General features: G+C 39.1%; 21 protein-coding genes and 3 tRNA genes. 16 read left to right on the plus strand and 8 right to left on the minus strand.

The window, feature by feature from the left end; all coding sequences use genetic code 11:
• Nucleotides 1-2 precede the first annotated feature (2 nt).
• The 6 genes from yabN (at nucleotide 3) to ACVWXS_RS18295 (ending at nucleotide 3,754) form a co-directional block, all read left to right on the plus strand.
• Nucleotides 3-1,463, plus strand: a complete 1,461-nt coding sequence (gene yabN, locus ACVWXS_RS18270; RefSeq protein ID WP_456959541.1) for a bifunctional methyltransferase/pyrophosphohydrolase YabN — start codon at nucleotides 3-5, stop codon at nucleotides 1,461-1,463.
• A gap of 4 nt (nucleotides 1,464-1,467) precedes the next feature.
• Nucleotides 1,468-1,758, plus strand: coding sequence for an RNA-binding S4 domain-containing protein (locus ACVWXS_RS18275; protein WP_049667371.1), 291 nt, complete (start codon nucleotides 1,468-1,470; stop codon nucleotides 1,756-1,758).
• A 154-nt stretch (nucleotides 1,759-1,912) separates the two neighbouring features.
• Nucleotides 1,913-2,212, plus strand: a complete 300-nt coding sequence (yabP, locus tag ACVWXS_RS18280; protein ID WP_004229167.1) for a sporulation protein YabP — start codon at nucleotides 1,913-1,915, stop codon at nucleotides 2,210-2,212.
• Nucleotides 2,209-2,700 carry a spore cortex biosynthesis protein YabQ gene (yabQ, locus tag ACVWXS_RS18285; protein ID WP_068986596.1) on the plus strand — a complete coding sequence of 164 codons (492 nt, stop codon included), beginning with the start codon at nucleotides 2,209-2,211 and terminating at the stop codon, nucleotides 2,698-2,700. The genes yabP and yabQ overlap by 4 nt, the downstream gene beginning before the upstream one ends.
• Before the next feature lie 17 nt (nucleotides 2,701-2,717).
• Nucleotides 2,718-3,182, plus strand: coding sequence for an FtsB family cell division protein (locus ACVWXS_RS18290; protein ID WP_368638486.1), 465 nt, complete (start codon nucleotides 2,718-2,720; stop codon nucleotides 3,180-3,182).
• A 134-nt stretch (nucleotides 3,183-3,316) separates the two neighbouring features.
• A complete protein-coding gene (locus tag ACVWXS_RS18295) occupies nucleotides 3,317-3,754 on the plus strand; it encodes a S1 domain-containing RNA-binding protein (RefSeq protein ID WP_368638487.1) in 438 nt (145 codons plus the stop codon).
• 184 nt (nucleotides 3,755-3,938) lie between these two features.
• Here the strand turns inward: ACVWXS_RS18295 and ACVWXS_RS18300 are convergent, their stop codons facing one another.
• The 6 genes from ACVWXS_RS18300 to ACVWXS_RS18325 all read right to left on the minus strand — a co-directional run bounded on the left by ACVWXS_RS18300 (nucleotide 3,939) and on the right by ACVWXS_RS18325 (nucleotide 5,206).
• Complete coding sequence (locus tag ACVWXS_RS18300) at nucleotides 3,939-4,190, minus strand: hypothetical protein (protein ID WP_456959543.1); 252 nt, start codon at nucleotides 4,188-4,190, stop codon at nucleotides 3,939-3,941.
• A gap of 185 nt (nucleotides 4,191-4,375) precedes the next feature.
• Nucleotides 4,376-4,501 carry a hypothetical protein gene (locus ACVWXS_RS18305; RefSeq protein ID WP_456959544.1) on the minus strand — a complete coding sequence of 42 codons (126 nt, stop codon included), beginning with the start codon at nucleotides 4,499-4,501 and terminating at the stop codon, nucleotides 4,376-4,378.
• Nucleotides 4,502-4,571: 70 nt separating this feature from the next.
• Nucleotides 4,572-4,643 (minus strand) — tRNA-Glu (locus ACVWXS_RS18310).
• A gap of 5 nt (nucleotides 4,644-4,648) precedes the next feature.
• Nucleotides 4,649-4,725 (minus strand) — tRNA-Met (locus ACVWXS_RS18315).
• A gap of 10 nt (nucleotides 4,726-4,735) precedes the next feature.
• A tRNA-Gly gene (locus ACVWXS_RS18320) sits at nucleotides 4,736-4,810 on the minus strand.
• A gap of 60 nt (nucleotides 4,811-4,870) precedes the next feature.
• A complete protein-coding gene (locus tag ACVWXS_RS18325) occupies nucleotides 4,871-5,206 on the minus strand; it encodes a hypothetical protein (RefSeq protein ID WP_456959545.1) in 336 nt (111 codons plus the stop codon).
• 119 nt (nucleotides 5,207-5,325) lie between these two features.
• Between ACVWXS_RS18325 and ACVWXS_RS18330 the strand changes: the two genes are divergently transcribed.
• The 5 genes from ACVWXS_RS18330 to ACVWXS_RS18350 all read left to right on the plus strand — a co-directional run bounded on the left by ACVWXS_RS18330 (nucleotide 5,326) and on the right by ACVWXS_RS18350 (nucleotide 13,381).
• Complete coding sequence (locus tag ACVWXS_RS18330; protein ID WP_368638489.1) at nucleotides 5,326-7,725, plus strand: SpoIIE family protein phosphatase; 2,400 nt, start codon at nucleotides 5,326-5,328, stop codon at nucleotides 7,723-7,725.
• A 25-nt stretch (nucleotides 7,726-7,750) separates the two neighbouring features.
• Nucleotides 7,751-9,157, plus strand: coding sequence for a tRNA lysidine(34) synthetase TilS (tilS, locus tag ACVWXS_RS18335; protein WP_456959547.1), 1,407 nt, complete (start codon nucleotides 7,751-7,753; stop codon nucleotides 9,155-9,157).
• Nucleotides 9,158-9,220: 63 nt separating this feature from the next.
• Nucleotides 9,221-9,763, plus strand: coding sequence for a hypoxanthine phosphoribosyltransferase (hpt, locus tag ACVWXS_RS18340; protein ID WP_368638491.1), 543 nt, complete (start codon nucleotides 9,221-9,223; stop codon nucleotides 9,761-9,763).
• 580 nt (nucleotides 9,764-10,343) lie between these two features.
• Nucleotides 10,344-12,368 carry an ATP-dependent zinc metalloprotease FtsH gene (gene ftsH, locus ACVWXS_RS18345; protein WP_456959548.1) on the plus strand — a complete coding sequence of 675 codons (2,025 nt, stop codon included), beginning with the start codon at nucleotides 10,344-10,346 and terminating at the stop codon, nucleotides 12,366-12,368.
• A gap of 179 nt (nucleotides 12,369-12,547) precedes the next feature.
• Nucleotides 12,548-13,381, plus strand: coding sequence for an aldo/keto reductase (locus ACVWXS_RS18350; RefSeq protein WP_456959550.1), 834 nt, complete (start codon nucleotides 12,548-12,550; stop codon nucleotides 13,379-13,381).
• Here the strand turns inward: ACVWXS_RS18350 and ACVWXS_RS18355 are convergent.
• Together ACVWXS_RS18355 and ACVWXS_RS18360 are read right to left on the minus strand one after the other, a co-directional pair.
• Nucleotides 13,374-13,583, minus strand: a complete 210-nt coding sequence (locus ACVWXS_RS18355) for a hypothetical protein (protein ID WP_456959551.1) — start codon at nucleotides 13,581-13,583, stop codon at nucleotides 13,374-13,376. The genes ACVWXS_RS18350 and ACVWXS_RS18355 overlap by 8 nt on opposite strands.
• Nucleotides 13,559-13,753: a hypothetical protein gene (locus ACVWXS_RS18360; RefSeq protein WP_456959552.1), complete on the minus strand. Its 195-nt coding sequence runs from the start codon at nucleotides 13,751-13,753 to the stop codon at nucleotides 13,559-13,561. Before ACVWXS_RS18360 ends, ACVWXS_RS18355 begins: the two co-directional genes overlap by 25 nt.
• Before the next feature lie 739 nt (nucleotides 13,754-14,492).
• On the opposite strand from ACVWXS_RS18360, the gene ACVWXS_RS18365 reads away from it, so the two are divergent.
• The 5 genes from ACVWXS_RS18365 (at nucleotide 14,493) to cysK (ending at nucleotide 18,822) form a co-directional block, all read left to right on the plus strand.
• Nucleotides 14,493-15,260 (plus strand): type III pantothenate kinase, encoded by a 768-nt coding sequence (locus ACVWXS_RS18365; protein ID WP_068986604.1) that lies wholly within the window; start codon nucleotides 14,493-14,495, stop codon nucleotides 15,258-15,260.
• 21 nt (nucleotides 15,261-15,281) lie between these two features.
• The gene (gene hslO, locus ACVWXS_RS18370) at nucleotides 15,282-16,163 is read left to right on the plus strand and encodes an Hsp33 family molecular chaperone HslO (protein WP_456959553.1); all 882 of its coding nucleotides are present in this window, start codon (nucleotides 15,282-15,284) and stop codon (nucleotides 16,161-16,163) included.
• A complete protein-coding gene (locus tag ACVWXS_RS18375; RefSeq protein ID WP_374964286.1) occupies nucleotides 16,147-17,118 on the plus strand; it encodes a peptidyl-prolyl cis-trans isomerase in 972 nt (323 codons plus the stop codon). The genes hslO and ACVWXS_RS18375 overlap by 17 nt, the downstream gene beginning before the upstream one ends.
• Before the next feature lie 77 nt (nucleotides 17,119-17,195).
• Nucleotides 17,196-17,327, plus strand: a complete 132-nt coding sequence (locus ACVWXS_RS18380) for a hypothetical protein (RefSeq protein ID WP_456958769.1) — start codon at nucleotides 17,196-17,198, stop codon at nucleotides 17,325-17,327.
• 565 nt (nucleotides 17,328-17,892) lie between these two features.
• Entirely contained in the window at nucleotides 17,893-18,822 is a 930-nt protein-coding gene (cysK, locus tag ACVWXS_RS18385; protein ID WP_374964285.1) for a cysteine synthase A, read from the plus strand.
• Nucleotides 18,823-18,873: the final 51 nt, after the last annotated feature.

The following is an 18,873-nucleotide window of genomic DNA, read 5'->3' on the forward strand; positions in this document are numbered from 1 at the left end:
GATTGAATACATTAACAGTTATTGGCTTAGGTGCGGGTGATTTTGATCAACTGCAAATGGGTGTCTATAAAAAAATAAAAGCAGCTAGAAAATTATATGTTCGTACAGTGGATCATCCAGTATTAGATGAATTATCAGCAGAAGGCTTACAATTTGAAAGCTTTGATGCAGTCTATGAAGAACATAATTCATTCCAGCCTGTGTATGAGGAAATTGCAGAAAAACTTGTGGCTGCGGCAGTAATGGAAGATGTAATGTACGCTGTACCAGGACATCCACTTGTCGCGGAGCAGACTGTACAGTTGCTTATTGCAGCGGCGGATGAGGGAAAGGTAAATTTAATCATTGAAGGTGGGCAAAGCTTCTTAGATCCAATATTTGGCGCGTTGAAAATCGACCCAATTGAAGGCTTTCAATTGCTAGATGGCACTAGCTTTTCTATGCATGACATTAACATGCGTCAACATATTTTAATAGCCCAAGTATATGATACATTCAGTGCATCAGAAGTAAAGCTAACGTTGATGGAGAAATATGATGATGAATACCCTGTTACTGTTGTTACGGCAGCGGGGTCAGCACAGGAAAAGTTAGTAACAGTACCACTTTATGAACTCGATCAAAGTGTTGAGGTGAATAATTTAACAACTGTATATGTGCCGCCTGTGAAATCACAAGAGGGGGCATTACGAGACTGGACCACTTTCCGTCAAATTATTGCTACTTTAAGAGGGCCAGATGGTTGTCCATGGGATCAAAAGCAAACGCATGAATCATTGAAAAAATATTTATTAGAAGAGGCACATGAATATTTGGCAGCTGTAGATGCAGAGGATGACTTTGCAATGATTGAGGAGCTTGGAGATGTGTTATTACAAGTATTCCTTCATGCACAAATTGGAGAAGATCAAGGCTATTTTACATTGGAAGATGTTTTAGCTTCAATCAGTGAAAAAATGATTCGTCGACACCCGCATGTATTTGGTGATGTATCGGTAGAAGATGCAGAGGGTGTTGTAGCCAATTGGGAAGCTATAAAAGCAGAAGAAAAGGGTAAAAGTGAGAAGCCGCTATTGGAAGAGGAATACCGAGCATCCTCAGCTTTACAAACAGCCTATAATTATCAAAAAAGAGCTGCAACGGTAGGATTTGATTGGCCTGATGTGGATGGTGCATGGGACAAGTTTGCGGAGGAATGGCAGGAATTTCGTAATGAGGTCACGAAAGGTACAAATGCGTCACGTCTTGATGAATTTGGAGATGTACTGTTCACACTTGTGAATTTAGCACGTTTCTATAAGCTATCTCCAGAAGAGGCGATGTTACATGCCAATGAGAAGTTTGCGAGACGCTTCGGTTATGTAGAAGAGAAAATAAAAGAAAGTGGAAAGCCGTTTTCTGATTACACATTAGAACAGTTAGATGCTTTCTGGAATGAAGCAAAACAGTTAGAAAAGGAGTAAAAGTATGCGATTAGATAAATTTTTAAAGGTATCACGATTAATTAAACGTCGTACATTGGCGAAAGAAGTGGCAGACCAAGGCCGTATTACGATCAATGGTAAGATCGCAAAAGCTAGTAGTGCTGTTAAAGCTGGCGACGAGCTAGCCATTCGTTTTGGACAAAAAATTGTGACAGCACGTGTAGAGGAATTACGTGATACTGTGAAAAAAGAAGATGCAGCAAAAATGTTTACTATTTTGAAGGAAGAGCGCCTTGAAAAAATTGAACCTGAATTTATTGATGACGAGGACTAATTAATAATAGTGTAGGAGTCTTCTGAGGTTGTCGCTTGTCTTTTGCCATAAACGTGCTGGAGATAAAAGTTTAGCAACTTTAATAAAGTTGTCATGCTTTTAAGGTTGTCCGCATAAAGTGAACAGAAGCTAGGACGACTAAAGGAGGAAGAAAATGACGCTACATCAAGAAAGTAACCGTTACACAATTCCATCTGGAGAGCATATTTTAACGATTCGTAATCGTAAAAGAATGGACATGACTTCTGTAAAATCAATTGAACGCTTTGATCAGGAAGAGTTTTTTATCAAGACGTCCCAAGGGCATTTGTTAATCCGTGGAGAAGAACTGCATATCGTTCATTTAGATGTTGACAAAGGGTTATTGACGCTTGAAGGAACTGTAAAAACTTTGCAGTACGACGAGGAGGAAAGTGGCTTCTCGAAAGGTTTCCTTCATAAATTGTTTGGATGATTGTTAGTGAACAATTTGTTCAGCTATTAGTCATGGTTTTGAGCGGTATAGCAGTTGGATTCATTATTGATAGTGTAAGGCTCATTGTTTTTTCAACTCCAAAAAGGTCAAGCCTTCGAAGATGGATGATGGTATTTGAACTACTTACCTGGATTCTGCTCGGAGGCCTGACATACTATTTATTATTTTGGCTAAAAGATGGCGCTTGGCGGGCTTATGACCCGCTAGCGCAAATAGCCGGAATTTTTTTGTATCAAACATTTTTTCAAACATTTTTACGTTTCATCGCAAAGGTTTTGGTGAATATAATATGGAGACCCTTCTGGTTTGTCGTACAATTAATAATTGCTATCATTCGACAAATTTTACAGATACTAATGAATATAGGCGCTTTTATTTTAAGACCTTTTGTCAAAATTTATTCGTATTTGTCCTACACTTTTTTAAAAAAAGTCCGATTTATCAAGTATAATAAAAGACAACAATAATTTTCGGAGGTGCGGGCATGTCTAGACGTCATTCATCAAATGATGACCAAAAAAACTTTACTAAACTTGATAATGACTATGTCCGTAACACGGATAGAGCTATAAATCGTAAAAAACAATTACTGAAAAGAAAAATACGACGTATTGTCTTTTTTACGATTGTGCCAGTCGTTATTATCGCATTTCTCATAAATATACTTTTTCAACAAAGTAAAACACTAGCTGTAAAAGAGAAAAAAAAAGACGAAGCGAATCAGCATCTAACTGAAATGAAGGAAGATCAAGATTCATTAAATCTTAAAATTAAACAATTAGAAGATGATGAATATATCGCGAAGCTATTACGCAAAGATTATTTCCTATCTGAAGAAGGTGAAATTATTTTCATTATACCGGAAGAGAAAGAAAATAAAGGCGATATACCAGAAAAAAAGGATAAAAAAGAAGTCATACCAGAAAAGAAAGATAAAAAAGACGACTGAAAAGCTATGTATTGTTGACACTCTTTTTATGTTATATATAATGAAAAGAGAAACTTATTGCAGTAAAAAGTTTGATTAAATTGATTACATGGCTCAAATGAGTCGCTTAATTTTTAAGGAGGAGCATTTTTTTTATGTCAATTGAAGTAGGCAGCAAGGTACAAGGTAAAGTAACAGGAATTACAAATTTTGGAGCATTCGTTGAGCTGCCAGATGGCAAAACTGGCTTAGTACACATCAGTGAAGTTGCTGACAATTATGTAAAAGATATCAATGAGCATCTAAAAGTTGGAGATGAAGTTGAAGTAAAAGTGATGAATGTTGAAGCGGACGGAAAGATTGGTCTTTCAATCCGTAAAGCAAAGCCTCAAGCTGAGAGACCAGAGCGTCCAGAGCGTCCAGCACGTCCTCGTCGCGATAATCGTTCTAATGATCGCAACGAGCGTCATCAACCAAAAGAGAATTTTGAACAGAAAATGGCACGTTTCTTAAAAGATAGTGATGAGCGTCTAACAACACTTAAACGTGCTACAGAGTCAAAACGCGGTGGTCGCGGCGCAAGAAGAGGGTAGTTTGCTGACTGTTTTAATCGTAGAAAAAGTGTATGAAATAGAGTTGGGATTAGCTTTTATTAAAGCTAATCCCTTTTTTGATAGTTAAATAATATAATCCTCAAAACTTCATAAAAAAGGCTACCTCGAAATATCATCTAGCCATACGTCATTATAACTTTTCTAGTAGGGATACATGAATTCCCTACAACGTGGATGTGGGTCTTTTTTTCTTTTTAGGAGCTGGCGCGGGTTTTTGTTCAGTAGGTGCTTCTGAAGACTTTTCTACTGGGTTAACAACCATTTTGACAAGTAAAAACACACCATATACACTAACGGCTAGCCCAGCGATGAGTAAAAATATTTGTAAAGCAAAAGGTAAATTAATAAGAATGGATACGAGAATAATCATAGAGCCACTTCCGCAAATTAAAGCAGCTTTTGTTAATGAACCCAAAGGAAATAAACCTCCTAGTTAATTCGTTCTTTTCATTATTAGTATGCCATATTTTTTGTAGACAGTAAAAAACATAAGTAAATATGGCGTTTCCTAGTACATAATTTTATAACTGGAAAGGTTACTGCCATATCTTTTTTAACTTCTTTCAGCAAATGTCCAAACATCCGCTGAGATAGAGGAACTCAGGCTAAGCCCTTCACATCCTGTGAAAACGCCTGAGTGACCAACATCGGTGCTGCTGACGCTGCGTTAGCACTACGCTTTCGCGCAAAAAACATTTGTTGGCCTAAAGCCCATTCCGGACGCAATTATGTAGAGGCAAATTGATCGTGCAAAAAAATAGGCGCCTCAGAACGATTCTGAGACGCCTATTTGAAATGACCCCTACGGGATTCGAACCCGTGTTACCGCCGTGAAAGGGCGGTGTCTTAACCACTTGACCAAGGGGCCTACTATGGTGGCGGCCGAGGGGATCGAACCCCCGACCTTACGGGTATGAACCGTACGCTCTAGCCAGCTGAGCTAGGCCGCCATTAATATTATGGAGCGGAAGACGAGGTTCGAACTCGCGACCCCCACCTTGGCAAGGTGGTGTTCTACCACTGAACTACTTCCGCATTTGTTTTAAGGACAAGTTAAATAATACAAGCCTTTGTTACTAACGTCAAGTAGTTTTCTTAAAAAAATAATAAAAATATATGGTCAATATAAAAATTTATAAATTGGTTAAAGCCTCCGGCGGATGTCACGGAATCGGAAATGAGTTCTTTAAAGGAAGTTAGCCTAAAATCATGTTGTTGCCGCTGCCGCTTCGCTTTCGCGCAGATAAAACCTTGCCGCTGCCGCTTCGCTTTCGCGCAGATAAAACCTTGTTGCTGCCGCTTCGCTTTCGCACAAAAAACATCTGCAGGCCTAAGTACAAAGCCGATTCCGGACGCAATTATGCCGAGGCATAATTGATTAGCTGATTTTGATTTTGTACACGCTATAGTTTTCGTGGGAATTGTTGCCATATCTCGTATTTATGTATATGTATTCGTCGAAATGTTTATATTTTTTTCTGTCACCGTCAGACAATCTTTCCGCACATAATTTTTTATAATAGCCAAAAGTGCAGAAAGGGGATAGTGAAATGACGAGTGTTGAATGGTATAACACAGCAAATGTAGATGATGATCAGAAATTAGGAGCGAAAAAAAGGCAATTGATGATTGGCTCCCTACTTTTTTTAACATCCTTTTTTTTAGCTCAGTCTGTTGTATTTGAAGCGGCTGTACCTTTCTCGGTTCCTTTTTGGGCAATTATTCGAACGAAGTATAAGGAATATGCCAAATATGTTTTGTGTGGTGGTTTAATAGGGTGCTTTTTCCTTGGTTTTGGACAAGTCTTTATTTTAGCGTTGCAAATTGTTATGTATGAATGTATTATGCGCTTTCGCTATTGGCAGCTGCCACAAAGTATTGCAGTCTCTTTAGCGGTACTGTTTGTGCAGATCATGTGGCAGGGGATTATGTATCAAGGCTTACCACCGGTGCTTGTACAATTTTATGTAGGCTGTGAAGCAGCTTTAGCCCTTATTATGACGTTGTTTATGCAAGTGTTGTTTGTTAATTCTTATGAATGGTTTACGAGTCATTGGACATATGAGAAGCTAGGTTCTGGATTAGTTGTATTTGCTGCTATGCTTACAGGGATGCAAGCTATTGTCATAAGTTATTTTTCACTCCCCATTTTTCTATTACAACTATTAATTTGTTTTGGTGCGCTAGTAGGAAGTGTACCATTAGCAACGGTTATCGGAGCCGTGCTCGGGACCCTTATTGGTGTTGCAAAACTTTCATTTTCAGGTATGCTTTCTGTAGCAACTTTAACGGGATTGTGCGCAGGGATGGGGGCTCGTGCTGGAAGGTTTGGTGTAGCAATTAGTAGCATTTTGCCAAGTGTGTTTTTTTTATTTTACGATGCAACATTACCGTTAGATAGTGTTTATTTTACATCGATTGCTATCGGGAGTATTGTTTTTCTAACCATCCCCCAAAAATATTCTGATAAGGTGCGGGACAAGTTGTTTCCACAACGTGAGGAGGTCTTGCTCGCTCGTCAAAATTGGCTAACGGAGCATGTTACGTATAAACTAGAGCATTTTCAGCATTTTGTACAATTTATGAAGGAGCTAGTGTTTGAACGCTTTATGACGGTCCCGATAGAAGAGGCAAAGGAAATATCACCGCTGAATACATGTTTAAGTTGCTTCCGGTATGATCGCTGTTGGGGAGCACAAAATAACGGAATGGACAAGCTTATGACGGACTGGTTCCATATGAAAGGCGTTGGAAAGGAATCTGCTCTTCACCGTGTCGAAGAACAACTACGCTTAAAATGTGTAAAATCAACGAAGATTTTTGAAGAATTAGAAACAGAGTTATACAGAGAGCGCATTAATGGACAGTATTTTCATGGTAAGAAAATGATTGCGCTTCAGCTGCGGGATATGAGCAATCATCTAAGTCAATTAATAGCGGAGATGAAAGAAGAGGCTATCTCCTTCGTCAGTGTGGAAAAGGACATTACTCAACGATTAAAAGATGCACATATTGAATGTTTCCAACTAGATGTAATAAGCAATAAGCCTGGAGCACGAAAAATTGTATGTGCCTTAGCACCGGCACGTGTCAATTGGGAGGAAGACACGACAGTAGCTGAACGGATGATACTGCCAATTTTGTACGATATTTTTGAAGAACCCTTTGAAATTGAAAAAGTAGTAGCATGTGATGTACCATTTCGTCACATTCAAGTAAGCTTTAGATCAGCTATAAGCTTTGAAGTAGAGTATGATATATATAGCATGTCTAAAGATGCAACATTATATTCAGGTGATTCCCATGCATTATTTCAATTGCATCCTGGACTATTTGCAATTTTATTGTCAGATGGTATGGGTCAGAGTAAAGAAGCACAGCATGAAAGTAGAAAATTAATACATTTAATGCGGGAATGCTTAAATTACAATATGAACCCAGAAACTGCGATGCATACGTTGCATTATGTCATGTCTTTAAAGCAACAAAATGATATGTATGCAACGCTAGATTTTGCCCTTGTCGATTTACAACACGGTGATTTATGGTCGTGGAAGGCTGGGGGAATGTCTACGTATATTTTACGTGGGAAAGAGGTGCTGAAGGTTGAAAGTAATGCAGCACCTGTAGGATTTTTATCTATTTCAGCAGTCGAGGCTGAAAAGAGAAAGCTGAAAGCGGGCGATGTAATTTTAATGCACTCCGATGGATTATTTTCAAGTGTGGATGATTGGGATGAGCAGGAGGAGACATTTTTAGCGTATGCGCAGCAGGTAGCGGGCACTACTAAATCCATACAGGAAAAACTAACAACGATTATGCAATCTTTCCAATCTTTCTATAACATTGACGACGATTGCACTGTATTGATGCTAGAAGTTACCCATGTTGTACCTACATGGGCTGTGTTTAGACCAGTTCAACATTCTATGAGCAAAGCAACAAAATAGAAAACGAAAAGGGGAGGAGAAGCGTTTGTCACTTGAATTAAAGGTCAAATTATTTATTGAAAAAAAACAATTATTACAGCCAGGCGATCATCTTCTCGTCGCCGTTTCGGGTGGATTAGATTCAATGGCTTTACTCCATTATTTTGTTACAACAAAAGAGCGATGGGGAATTACGGTAGAAGCCGTACATGTTGATCATATGCTAAGAGGTAAAGCATCTGCTGAGGATAGAGCTTTTGTCCAAAAATATTGTGATGAGTATGGTGTAAACTTACATGCAAAAGCTATTCCAATACCAGAAATCATGGCTTTAGAAAATGGAAATTCACAGCTTATCTGTCGTAGAGAACGGTATCAATATTTTAAAGAGGTCATGCAAAAAACAAACGCTAGCAAGCTTGTAACTGCACATCATGCGGACGACCAACTGGAGTCAGTATTAATGGCCCTGACAAAAAATGCAACGATAAATGGTATGCAAGGTATACGTTCACAACGCTTTTTTGAAGGAAAATCATTAATTCGTCCGTTTTTAACGGTTACAAAGTCCGAAATAAGGGAATATTTACTTATACAAGGTTTAGATTATCGGGAAGACGCTAGCAATTCTAAAGACACCTATGTACGCAATCGTTTTAGACATCATGTGGTGCCATTATTGGAAGCCGAAAATCCTCGAGTAACGGAGCAGGTGACCCATTTTACAAAACAATTGCAAGAAGATGATGCCTATTTAATGGCATTAGCGGAAGATGTATTTTCTAGAACGATACAAATTAGAAGCGGAAATACATATAGCATGGAAATTGAAGCTTTTCAATTGGTACCACTTGCTTTACAAAGGAGGCTCATTTTAATACTATTAAACTATCTTTACAAAGATTCAAATACGATACAAAGTTATGCTTTATTGACTTCAATTTCAAAGCTTTGTGATACGATAGCTGGGTATGCTGAAGTTCACTTGCCAGAAGATTTTATAGCAGTTCGCCGTTACGGGAAATTAACGATTCAGAAGAAAGAACCATTAGAAGAGCAAACTTCTCCTGAGAAAAAAGTTATTTCAACTGCTAATGGGTGGGCAACGCTGACAAATGGTGAACATTTATGCGTAGTCAAGTTGTCTGATTTATCGTCTGAAATGATGACGGATACTGCAAAACTTTTTTATTTTAACGCTAGCAAACTCAAACTTCCACTCTATGTTAGAGCGCGTAAGGAAGGAGACAGAATGCTGTTAAAAGGTATGGATCAGCCAAAACGTTTATCTCGCCTTTTTATAGATGAAAAGATTCCTTTAAATGAGCGAAATAGCTGGCCGTTACTGATTTCTCAATATGATGAGGTAGTAGCGGTAATTGGTGTGCGTATGGGAATGTTTTTTTCAACCACTCCACAACCTAACGATGATACAGTGCTCATCGTAGACTAAGGTCTTTGTAAAATTTCACCAAAATGGTTGAAAATTTTTTTATACACACGAGGAGGAATCGATATGTTACAAAATGACATCGAAAAAGTTATGATTACAGAAGAACAATTACAAGAAAGAATCGCTGAGTTAGGAGCACAATTGACAGAGGAATACAAAGATTCATTCCCGCTAGCTGTTGGTGTTCTAAAAGGGGCAATGCCTTTTATGACAGACTTAATGAAACGTTTCGATTCTTTCATTGAGCTAGACTTTATGGATGTTTCTAGCTATGGCAATGCCACAGTTTCGTCAGGCGAAGTGAAAATTCTGAAGGATTTAAATACAAGCGTTGAGGGTCGTGACGTATTAATTATCGAGGATATCATTGATAGCGGCTTAACTTTAAGCTATTTAGTAGACTTATTTAAATACCGTAAAGCAAAATCCATCAAAATCGTTACATTGTTAGATAAACCATCAGGTCGTAAAGTAAAATTAGATGCTGATTATGTTGGTTTTGAAGTACCAGACGGTTTTGTTGTAGGGTATGGTTTAGATTATGCGGAAAGATACCGTAATTTACCATATATCGGCATTTTAAAACCAGAAGTCTATTCTTTCTAAGAAGTAGGGGTTAACGAAAGTACACCAACTATGAAACGAGAGAGCCTCCAGCAAAGGCATGGATTTTTGTTTTTAGGTTCATCACCAAAAGTTACGGATGACATTTGTTAAAACGTACGTCATGTATATAAGTTGATTTGAGTGGAGGTTGGGCGACTCCTGGAGGATTAGTGATAGAGGAACGAAGGCTAAGAGCATCACATCCTGTGATAACGCCTTCGTGACCAACATCGTGTCGCTTTCACGCATAAAATACATGCTTCGCTAAGCGAGGAATAGAGCGCCCTCAGGAAAGCGCCCAGTCAGAGCGAAAATTAACCTCTCGTTATGGTGATGAACTTTTTTAAGCGTAATTCAAAAATTTAGGCATATTGTTCAGCTGTATCAAGATAAAGGAATAGGTACAACTAAGCTGGGATACAATTATGCCGAGGTATACTTGATAAATGCATGAATATGTTTCGATTTCGACAAAAATCGAACGAAACTTTTTTAAAGTAGGGCTTTTCGTTGTATGATGAAATCATGATATGTTAAGATTTTACTTATAATTTTTCTGTTTGTAATGAGGAGGCTGGAGATGAATCGAATATTTCGATATACCATATTCTATTTACTGATTTTCCTAGTGATTATCGGTATTTTTGGTACTTTCAATGGTGGCAATGCACCAACGAAAGATTTAACTTATGCTGAGTTTCAAGAAGCTCTAGATAAGAAAGAAATAACAAGTGCGACAATTCAACCTGATAAATCAGTATACATCGTTGAAGGTACACTGAAGGGTTATGAAAAGGGTCAAAAATTTACAGTAAATATCCCTCGTGATAACCAATCTTTAATGGACCGCATCGATGAGGCTGCTAAGGATAAGAATAGTAATATTAGATATTTAACAGCGCCGGAAACAAGTGGATGGATTCAATTCTTTACAGGGATTATTCCTTTCATCATTATCATTTTCTTATTCTTCTTCCTAATGAGTCAATCTCAAGGTGGCGGTAATAAAGTGATGAGCTTCGGTAAAAGTAAAGCTAAACTTTATGATGATCAAAAGAAAAAAGTTCGTTTTACAGATGTAGCGGGTGCTGATGAAGAGAAAGCGGAGCTTGTAGAGGTTGTTGATTTCTTAAAAGACCATCGCAAATTCACTGAAATTGGTGCACGTATTCCAAAAGGTATCTTACTTGTAGGTCCTCCAGGTACAGGTAAAACATTACTTGCACGAGCAGTGGCGGGTGAGGCAGGCGTACCATTCTTCTCGATTTCAGGTTCTGACTTCGTAGAAATGTTTGTCGGTGTCGGTGCATCACGTGTTCGTGACTTATTTGAAAATGCAAAGAAAAACGCACCATGTATCATCTTTATCGATGAGATTGATGCAGTAGGTCGTCAACGTGGCGCAGGTCTTGGTGGTGGCCATGATGAGCGTGAACAAACACTAAACCAATTATTAGTTGAAATGGATGGTTTTGGAGCAAACGAAGGTATTATTATTATCGCTGCAACAAACCGCCCAGATATTTTAGATAAAGCGTTATTACGACCTGGTCGTTTTGACCGTCAAATTACAGTAGGACACCCTGATGTAAAAGGTCGTGAAGCGATTCTAAAAGTACATGCGCGTAACAAGCCTTTATCGGATTCAGTGGATTTAGCAGCTGTTGCACAACGTACACCTGGATTCTCAGGTGCCGACTTAGAGAACTTGTTAAATGAAGCTGCACTTGTAGCTGCTCGTAAAAGTAAACGTACAATTAATATGGCAGATATCGATGAGGCATCTGACCGAGTAATCGCTGGTCCAGCGAAAGCTAGCCGCGTATACTCAGCAAAAGAGAAAAAACTTGTATCCTTCCATGAAGCTGGCCACGTAGTTGTTGGTTTAGAGCTAGATGAAGCAGATACAGTACACAAAGTAACAATCGTACCTCGTGGCCAAGCTGGAGGTTATGCGATTATGTTACCGAAGGAAGAACGCTTCTTCACAACAAAGCAAGAGCTACTTGACCGTATCGCGGGGCTTCTTGGTGGTCGTGTGGCAGAGGAAATCGTCCTTGGTGAAGTATCTACTGGGGCACATAACGACTTCCAAAAGGTAACAAGTATTGCGCGTGCCATGGTTACTGAATATGGTATGAGTGAAAATCTTGGTGCTATGCAGTTTGGTTCAAGTCAGGGTGGTAATGTATTCCTTGGTCGTGACTTTAATTCAGATCAAAACTATTCTGATTCGGTTGCTTATGAAATTGATAAAGAAATGCAAAAAATTATCGATACGCAATATGAGCGTACGAAACGAATCCTAACTGAAAATCGAGGATTACTTGATTTAATTGCTAACACATTGATGGAAAAAGAAACATTGAATGCGCAAGAAATCGAGCATTTACGTGACCACGGTGTTTTACCAGAGCCAGAGGTTGAAACGGTTGTAGAAAAAACTCTTAAAGTTGAAGTTCAACCAACATTAGATGTAGTTGGTGAACCAGTTGTTAAAAAAGAATTGCTTAACAATGAGCCAGCTCCAACAACGGCTGATCTACCAAAAGAAGGTCAAGAGCCAAACGATACACCTAAAGGTATCGATGAAAAACGTGATTAATATTGGAAAGACTGTTTACGATTTTTGTAAGCAGTCTTTTTCTTTGCCTTTTTTCAGCATAAGATATTAGGATAGAGATATTATTTTACGCAGCTGCGTAATAGAGTTTCTAATATTTGTTCCGTACAAATACACCAGAACATTGGATGTATAGCCAATATGGATAGGAGTGTTAAAAAGTGGGAAGCATAACATTGAATAATGGTCTAAAAATGCCGTTAGTAGGCTATGGTGTCTTTCGAGTGCCTGAAGGGGATGACTTGGCTGAAGCGGTAAAAACTGCTATTGCAAAAGGTTACCGTAGCATTGATACAGCGCAAGTATATCGCAATGAGGAAAGTGTTGGACGAGGTATTCGCGCAGCAATTGACGAGGGCTTAGTAACACGTGAAGAACTTTTCGTAACATCAAAAGTTTGGAATGATGGGCTTTCCTATGAAGAAACACTTACAGCTTATGATAGTAGTTTAGAAAAATTAGGATTAGATTACTTAGATTTATATTTAGTTCACTGGCCAGGCATTGATACAAATTATGTGGATGTTTATAAAGCGCTTGAAAAGATCTATCAGGATGGACGTGTACGCTCAATTGGTGTTAGTAATTTTCATGTCCATCATCTAGAAAATTTATTAAAGGAAACGTCGATTATTCCTGTTATAAATCAAATTGAATTTCATCCGCACTTAATTCAAGAGGAAGTACGTGCATATTGCAAGGAAAAGGGAGTACAGGTAGAGGCGTGGTCACCACTAATGAATGGTTCTTTGTTGGAAGAAGCATTGATTCAGCAGTTAGCTACAAAATATAGAAAAACACCAGCGCAAATTGTGTTACGCTATGATGTTCAGCATGGTGTAGTAACAATTCCAAAAACAATGACTCCTACACGTATGACAGAAAATCTAGCTGTCTTTGACTTTGCATTAACGGAAGAAGAAATGGCTCAGTTAGATGCATTAAATGATGGATTACGTTGTGGTCCAGACCCAGAAAAATTTAATTTTAAATAATATGAAAGGAGCTACCTAATAAGGGTGGCTCCTTTGTCATAATACGGCTCTTCGGCAAAATGAGAGGTTGATTTCCGTTCCGACTGGGCGCTTTGCCGCTGACGCTTCGCTTTCGCGCAGATAAAACATTTGTTGTTGCTGTCGTTGTACTTTCGCACAGATAAAACATTGCTGACGCTACGTTAGCACTACGCTTTCGCACAGAGCAAAGCTTCCTGGGGGCGTCCGATGAGCCGCTTCACTCGCGATGCTCGCTCCAGGGTCTCGGGCCAACATGATGTTGGTCACGAAGGCGTTATCACAGGATGTGATGGTTTTAGCCTTCGTTCCCCTATCGCTGATCCCCGAGGAGTCGCCCAGTCTCCACTCCAATCAACCAATTCGCATTGGATGTATCTTCTGGCATGGCACTCTAATTTATAGTTATAAAACGAAACTTCAGAATAATGTTTATCTGTGCGAAAGTGCGGTACTGGGAATAACTGATATACAATTGCGTTACTATAACAAGTCTTTTCTTTTCAATTACGGTGAGTAGCAATAGTGTTCACTCTTGAAATGAATAAAATTTATAAAAGTTCTACGCTGTCGCTGGTTGGAGTGGAGGGCTAGTCGAGTGCTCTTGTCGCTTCGCTTTCGTCGCAGAGCAAAGCTTCCCGTAGTGAAAGCTCGACGCTCGCTCACATGAAAGCGAGTAGCCTGGAACGGAAATTTTAGTATGAGATTTAATTTTAAAGGGCTATCTAATATCAAAGTTAGCTCCTTTTTAAAGTGAACATGAATGCTGTTTCATAGGAATAAAAGTGTGGTATTATTTTCTAAAGTGTTTTAACTTTATCTTCATTCAGCAGAAGCACCTATGAAGGTGGTGAGATGAATGCAGATATGATTCTTTTTTAATCCAATCACCTACTGAATGAAGATAAAGCCTCCGGCGGATGTCACGGATTTTGAAAGGAATGAATTGTGCGGGCACAATTCAAAATTCGGACGCAATTACGCCAAGGCGAAATTGATTTTTTTGTGCATGAGTATGCATTGTTTTAGTTGTATCAATCGTATAGTGACAGGTACAATTACGATGAGGTGCAATAAATAGGAGGCATCAACCATGATTTTAGTTTTAGATGCAGGGAATTCGAATATCGTTTTAGGTGTCTATGATGACAACGATCAATTAGCCTTCCATTGGCGTATGGTGACAGACCTTCATAAAACAGAAGATGAATACGCAATGCAAGTACTATCTTTCTTTAATCATGCAGGCATTTCATTTGAACAAGTTAAAGGTATTATCATATCCTCAGTTGTACCACCAATTATGTTTTCCTTAGAAGCGATGTGTCAAAAGTATTTCCGTAAAAAACCGCTCGTTGTAGGACCAGGTGTGAAAACAGGATTGAATATTAAATATGAAAACCCGCGTGAAGTTGGCTCAGACCGCATAGTTAACGCTATTGCAGCTCTTGAAGCTTATAAAGCACCGCTGATTATTGTTGATTTTGGTACTGCCACAACATATTGTTACTTAAACGAAAAGGGCGATTATATGGGCGGTGCTATTGCTCCAGGTATTTCGATTTCTACGGAGGCGCTCTATACACAGGCAGCTAGATTGCCGCGTATTGAAATATTGCGCTCTCCACATATTGTTGGAAAGACAACTGTATCTGCGATGCAGGCCGGAATTTTTTATGGCTTTGTTGGGCAAGTAGAGGGAATTGTTAATCGCATTAAAGCGCAAAGTAAGGAAGAGCCTTTAGTTATTGCTACTGGAGGATTAGCAAATTTAATTGCTGGGGAGACGCAAGTTATTGATATAGTCGACCCGTTTTTAACATTAAAAGGCTTATATAAGCTATATAAACGTAATCAATAAGAAATGAGGGACATTTCATTTATGAAAGACTATTTAGTACGAGGTTTAGGGTTTAATGGACAGGTTCGTGTTTTTGCAGCTTGTACAACAGCAACAGTAGGAGAAGCGCAACGTCGTCATAATACATGGCCAGTTGTGTCGGCAGCTCTTGGTCGTTCGATGACTGCTGCAGTGATGATGGGTGCCATGTTAAAAGGTGAGGAAAAAATCACTGTTAAAATTGAGGGGAACGGTCCAATCGGTCCAATGGTAATGGACAGTAATGCGCACGGTGAAGTACGTGGCTTTGTAACAAATCCTCACGTTCATTTCGATTTAAACGAGCACGGTAAGCTTGATGTTCGAGCAGGTGTTGGGGCAGAGGGTTCATTAACAATCGTAAAAGATCTTGGCTTGAGAGACATGTTCTCTGGACAAACGCCAATTGTATCAGGTGAAATTGCTGAAGATTTTACTTACTACTTTGCTACATCAGAGCAAGTACCTTCATCAGTTGGTCTAGGTGTTTTAGTAAATCCTGATAACACAATTCTCGCAGCAGGCGGCTTCATCCTTCAGTTAATGCCAGGCTGTGAAGAAGAAACAATCGATGAAATAGAACAGCATCTGGCTACTATAGAGCCAGTTTCAAAAATGATTGAAAAAGGCTTTACACCAGAGCAAATTTTAGAAGCTGTATTAGGAAAGGGTCATTTACAAATTTTAGATTCCATGCCGGTAGCATTTAAATGTCAATGTTCAAAAGAGCGATTTGGTGCAGCAATTTTAGGTTTAGGGACACAGGAAATTCGAGAAATGATTGATGAAGATGGCGAAGCAGAAGCACAATGTCACTTCTGTTTAGAAACATACCATTTCTCAAAAGAAGAGCTAGAAGGATTTATCGATGAGCTCAACGCGTAATCGAAGACCTTTAAAAACTACAACGTCCAACCAAACGCCCTTATTGCACCGCCGTTTAAAAACTAAACCTGCTTTAACAGTTATTGTAATTTTATTATTAGGAAATATTCTTTGGCTTATTGCTTGGTTAATCCCAAATGAAGTTCGAGAAATTGGTAGCGATGAACAAGTCGCTGCCATTGACGGGGATATTGTTACACGTCAAGAGTGGATGGTTGCCATGGAAGAACGCTATGGTAAAGAGACACTACAAAATTTAGTGAATGAATCTGTGATGGAAAAGGCAGCGAAGAAATATAAAATAAAAGTTACGGATGAAGAGATTGATTTAGAGCTAGCTTTAATGCGTTCTGCTCAAGATAAATTTGATACAGCCATGAAAAACCTTTCAGCGGAGCAGCTACGACAAAAAATCCGCTCACAACTTATTTTAGATAAGGTACTGACAAAAGATGTGGTTATAAAAGAAGACAGTATTGAAAAATATTATGAGGAAAATCAGGCACTGTATAATACGAAAACAAGCTATCGTACTAATTTTATCGAGGTGGACTCCAAAAAAGCTGCTGAGGAAGCGTTAAGTGAAATAAAAAATACCTCTGATTTTTCAGTACTAGCACGTGAAATCTCAGTAGATAGCGCGTCAGCTAGTTTAGGAGGAGATATTGGTTTCCTTACGGAAAAACAGGAAAATGTTGATCCTGCCATTTTAAAAGCTGCGGAGGCTTTAAAAGTAGGTGAGGTTAGTAAAGCATTTAAGCTTGACAACGGACATTACGGAATTGTACAAGTTCAAGAAATAGTAGAAGGACAATCCTTTACATATGACGATGTGAAAGAACATATTGAACGTGAGCTTGCGCTAGAGCAATTGCCACAATCTGTTACACCAGAAGCATTTTGGTCGGAATTCAATGCAACTTGGTATTACGGAGAAGCAAAAAAAGGTAAATAAGAGATTGCTCCGAAATGAGTAACAATTATGCCTCGGTATAATTGCGTCCGGAATCGGCTTTGTGCTTAGGCCTGCAGATGTTTTTTGCGCGTAAGCGTAGCGGCAGCAACGTGTCTTTGTCTGTGCGAAAGCGAAGCGACAGCAAAAGGGTTTTAACTGCGCGAAAGCGTAGCGGCAGCGGCAACACAGCACCGATGCAGGTCAGTTAGCCGTTATCGCATGGATGCGATGGTTTTAGGCTAACATCCCTTAAGAACTCCTTTCCGATTTCGTGACATCCGCCGGAGGCTTTAGGCCAACAAATGTTTTTTGCGCGAAAGCGTAGTGCTAACACAGCGTCAGCAGCACCGATGTTGGTCACTCAGTCGTTGCCACAGGACGTGGCGTTCTTAGACTGAGTTCCTCTATTTCGGCTCACCATCTATAGAGGTGGGAGACTTCTGTATCTGTATCTGTCACTTCGCTTTCGCTACAAAAACATTTGTAACTGCCGTTTCACTTTCGCTACAGAAAATAATTGCTGAAAGAAGTTAAAGAATCTGCAAGATATCTGCTTGAAAAGTGAGCCAGGAAAACACTGCAGACGTTTAGCGTCAACAGAGTAACGGCTACTCTAGGATATTGAGCAGATTTTTTATTTACCCTAGTTTAGCTCGATGGCAATAAATATTCTGAAAATATAAGTTTTATTGATTGACAATCGAATGGAAAAATTGATAAAATCAAAATAAGTAAAACCTATGAAAATAGTAGGGATTAGGAGTGGATGGATAAATGAGTAGATTAGCGAACTCAGTAGCTGAATTAGTCGGTAAAACACCAATTGTAAAGTTAAATCATGCAACAGGTGAAAACGAAGGTACTGTTTATGTGAAATTAGAATATTTTAACCCAGGTAGCTCAGTAAAGGACCGTTTAGCTTTAGCGATGATTGAAGCAGCTGAGAAAGACGGTACATTAAAGCCAGGTGGTATAATTATCGAGCCTACTTCTGGTAATACTGGTATTGGTCTTGCGATGATTGCTGCGGCGAAGGGCTATAAAGCAATTTTAGTGATGCCAGAAACAATGAGTTTGGAGCGTCGTAACTTATTACGTGCATATGGTGCAGAGCTTGTATTAACACCTGGACCAGCAGGTATGAAAGGTGCGATTGCTAAAGCGGAAGAATTAGCTGCTGAGCATGGTTACTTCTTACCGCAACAATTCACAAATCCAGCTAATGCTGTTGTTCACCGTTTAACAACTGGTCCAGAGATTGTAGAAGCATTTGAAGGTTTAAAATTAGATGCATTTGTTGCTGGTGTTGGTACAGGAGGTACAATTACGGGTGCGGGTGCTGTGTTAAAAGAGAAATATCCTGATATCGAAATTATTGCTGTTGAGCCAAAAGATTCACCAGTGCTTTCTGGCGGTCAACCAGGACCTCATAAAATTCAAGGTATCGGAGCCGGCTTCGTACCTGAAGTGTTAGATACAGATGTATATTCTTCTGTATTTCCAGTAGAAAATGAGATTGCTTTCGAGGTAGCTCGTAAAGTAGCGCGTGAAGAAGGTATTTTATGTGGTATTTCATCGGGTGCAGCTATCTATGCTGCTATTGAAGCAGCAAAACGTTTAGGTAAGGGCGCAAATGTTCTGGCAGTTGTACCTTCTAATGGGGAACGTTATTTATCAACACCATTATATCAATTTGAAGACTAATCTAATTATATTTGTACGTAAGGACTCCTTTCAACGAGGAGTTCTTTTTTG

This window comes from Lysinibacillus sp. TE18511 (assembly GCF_054062295.1).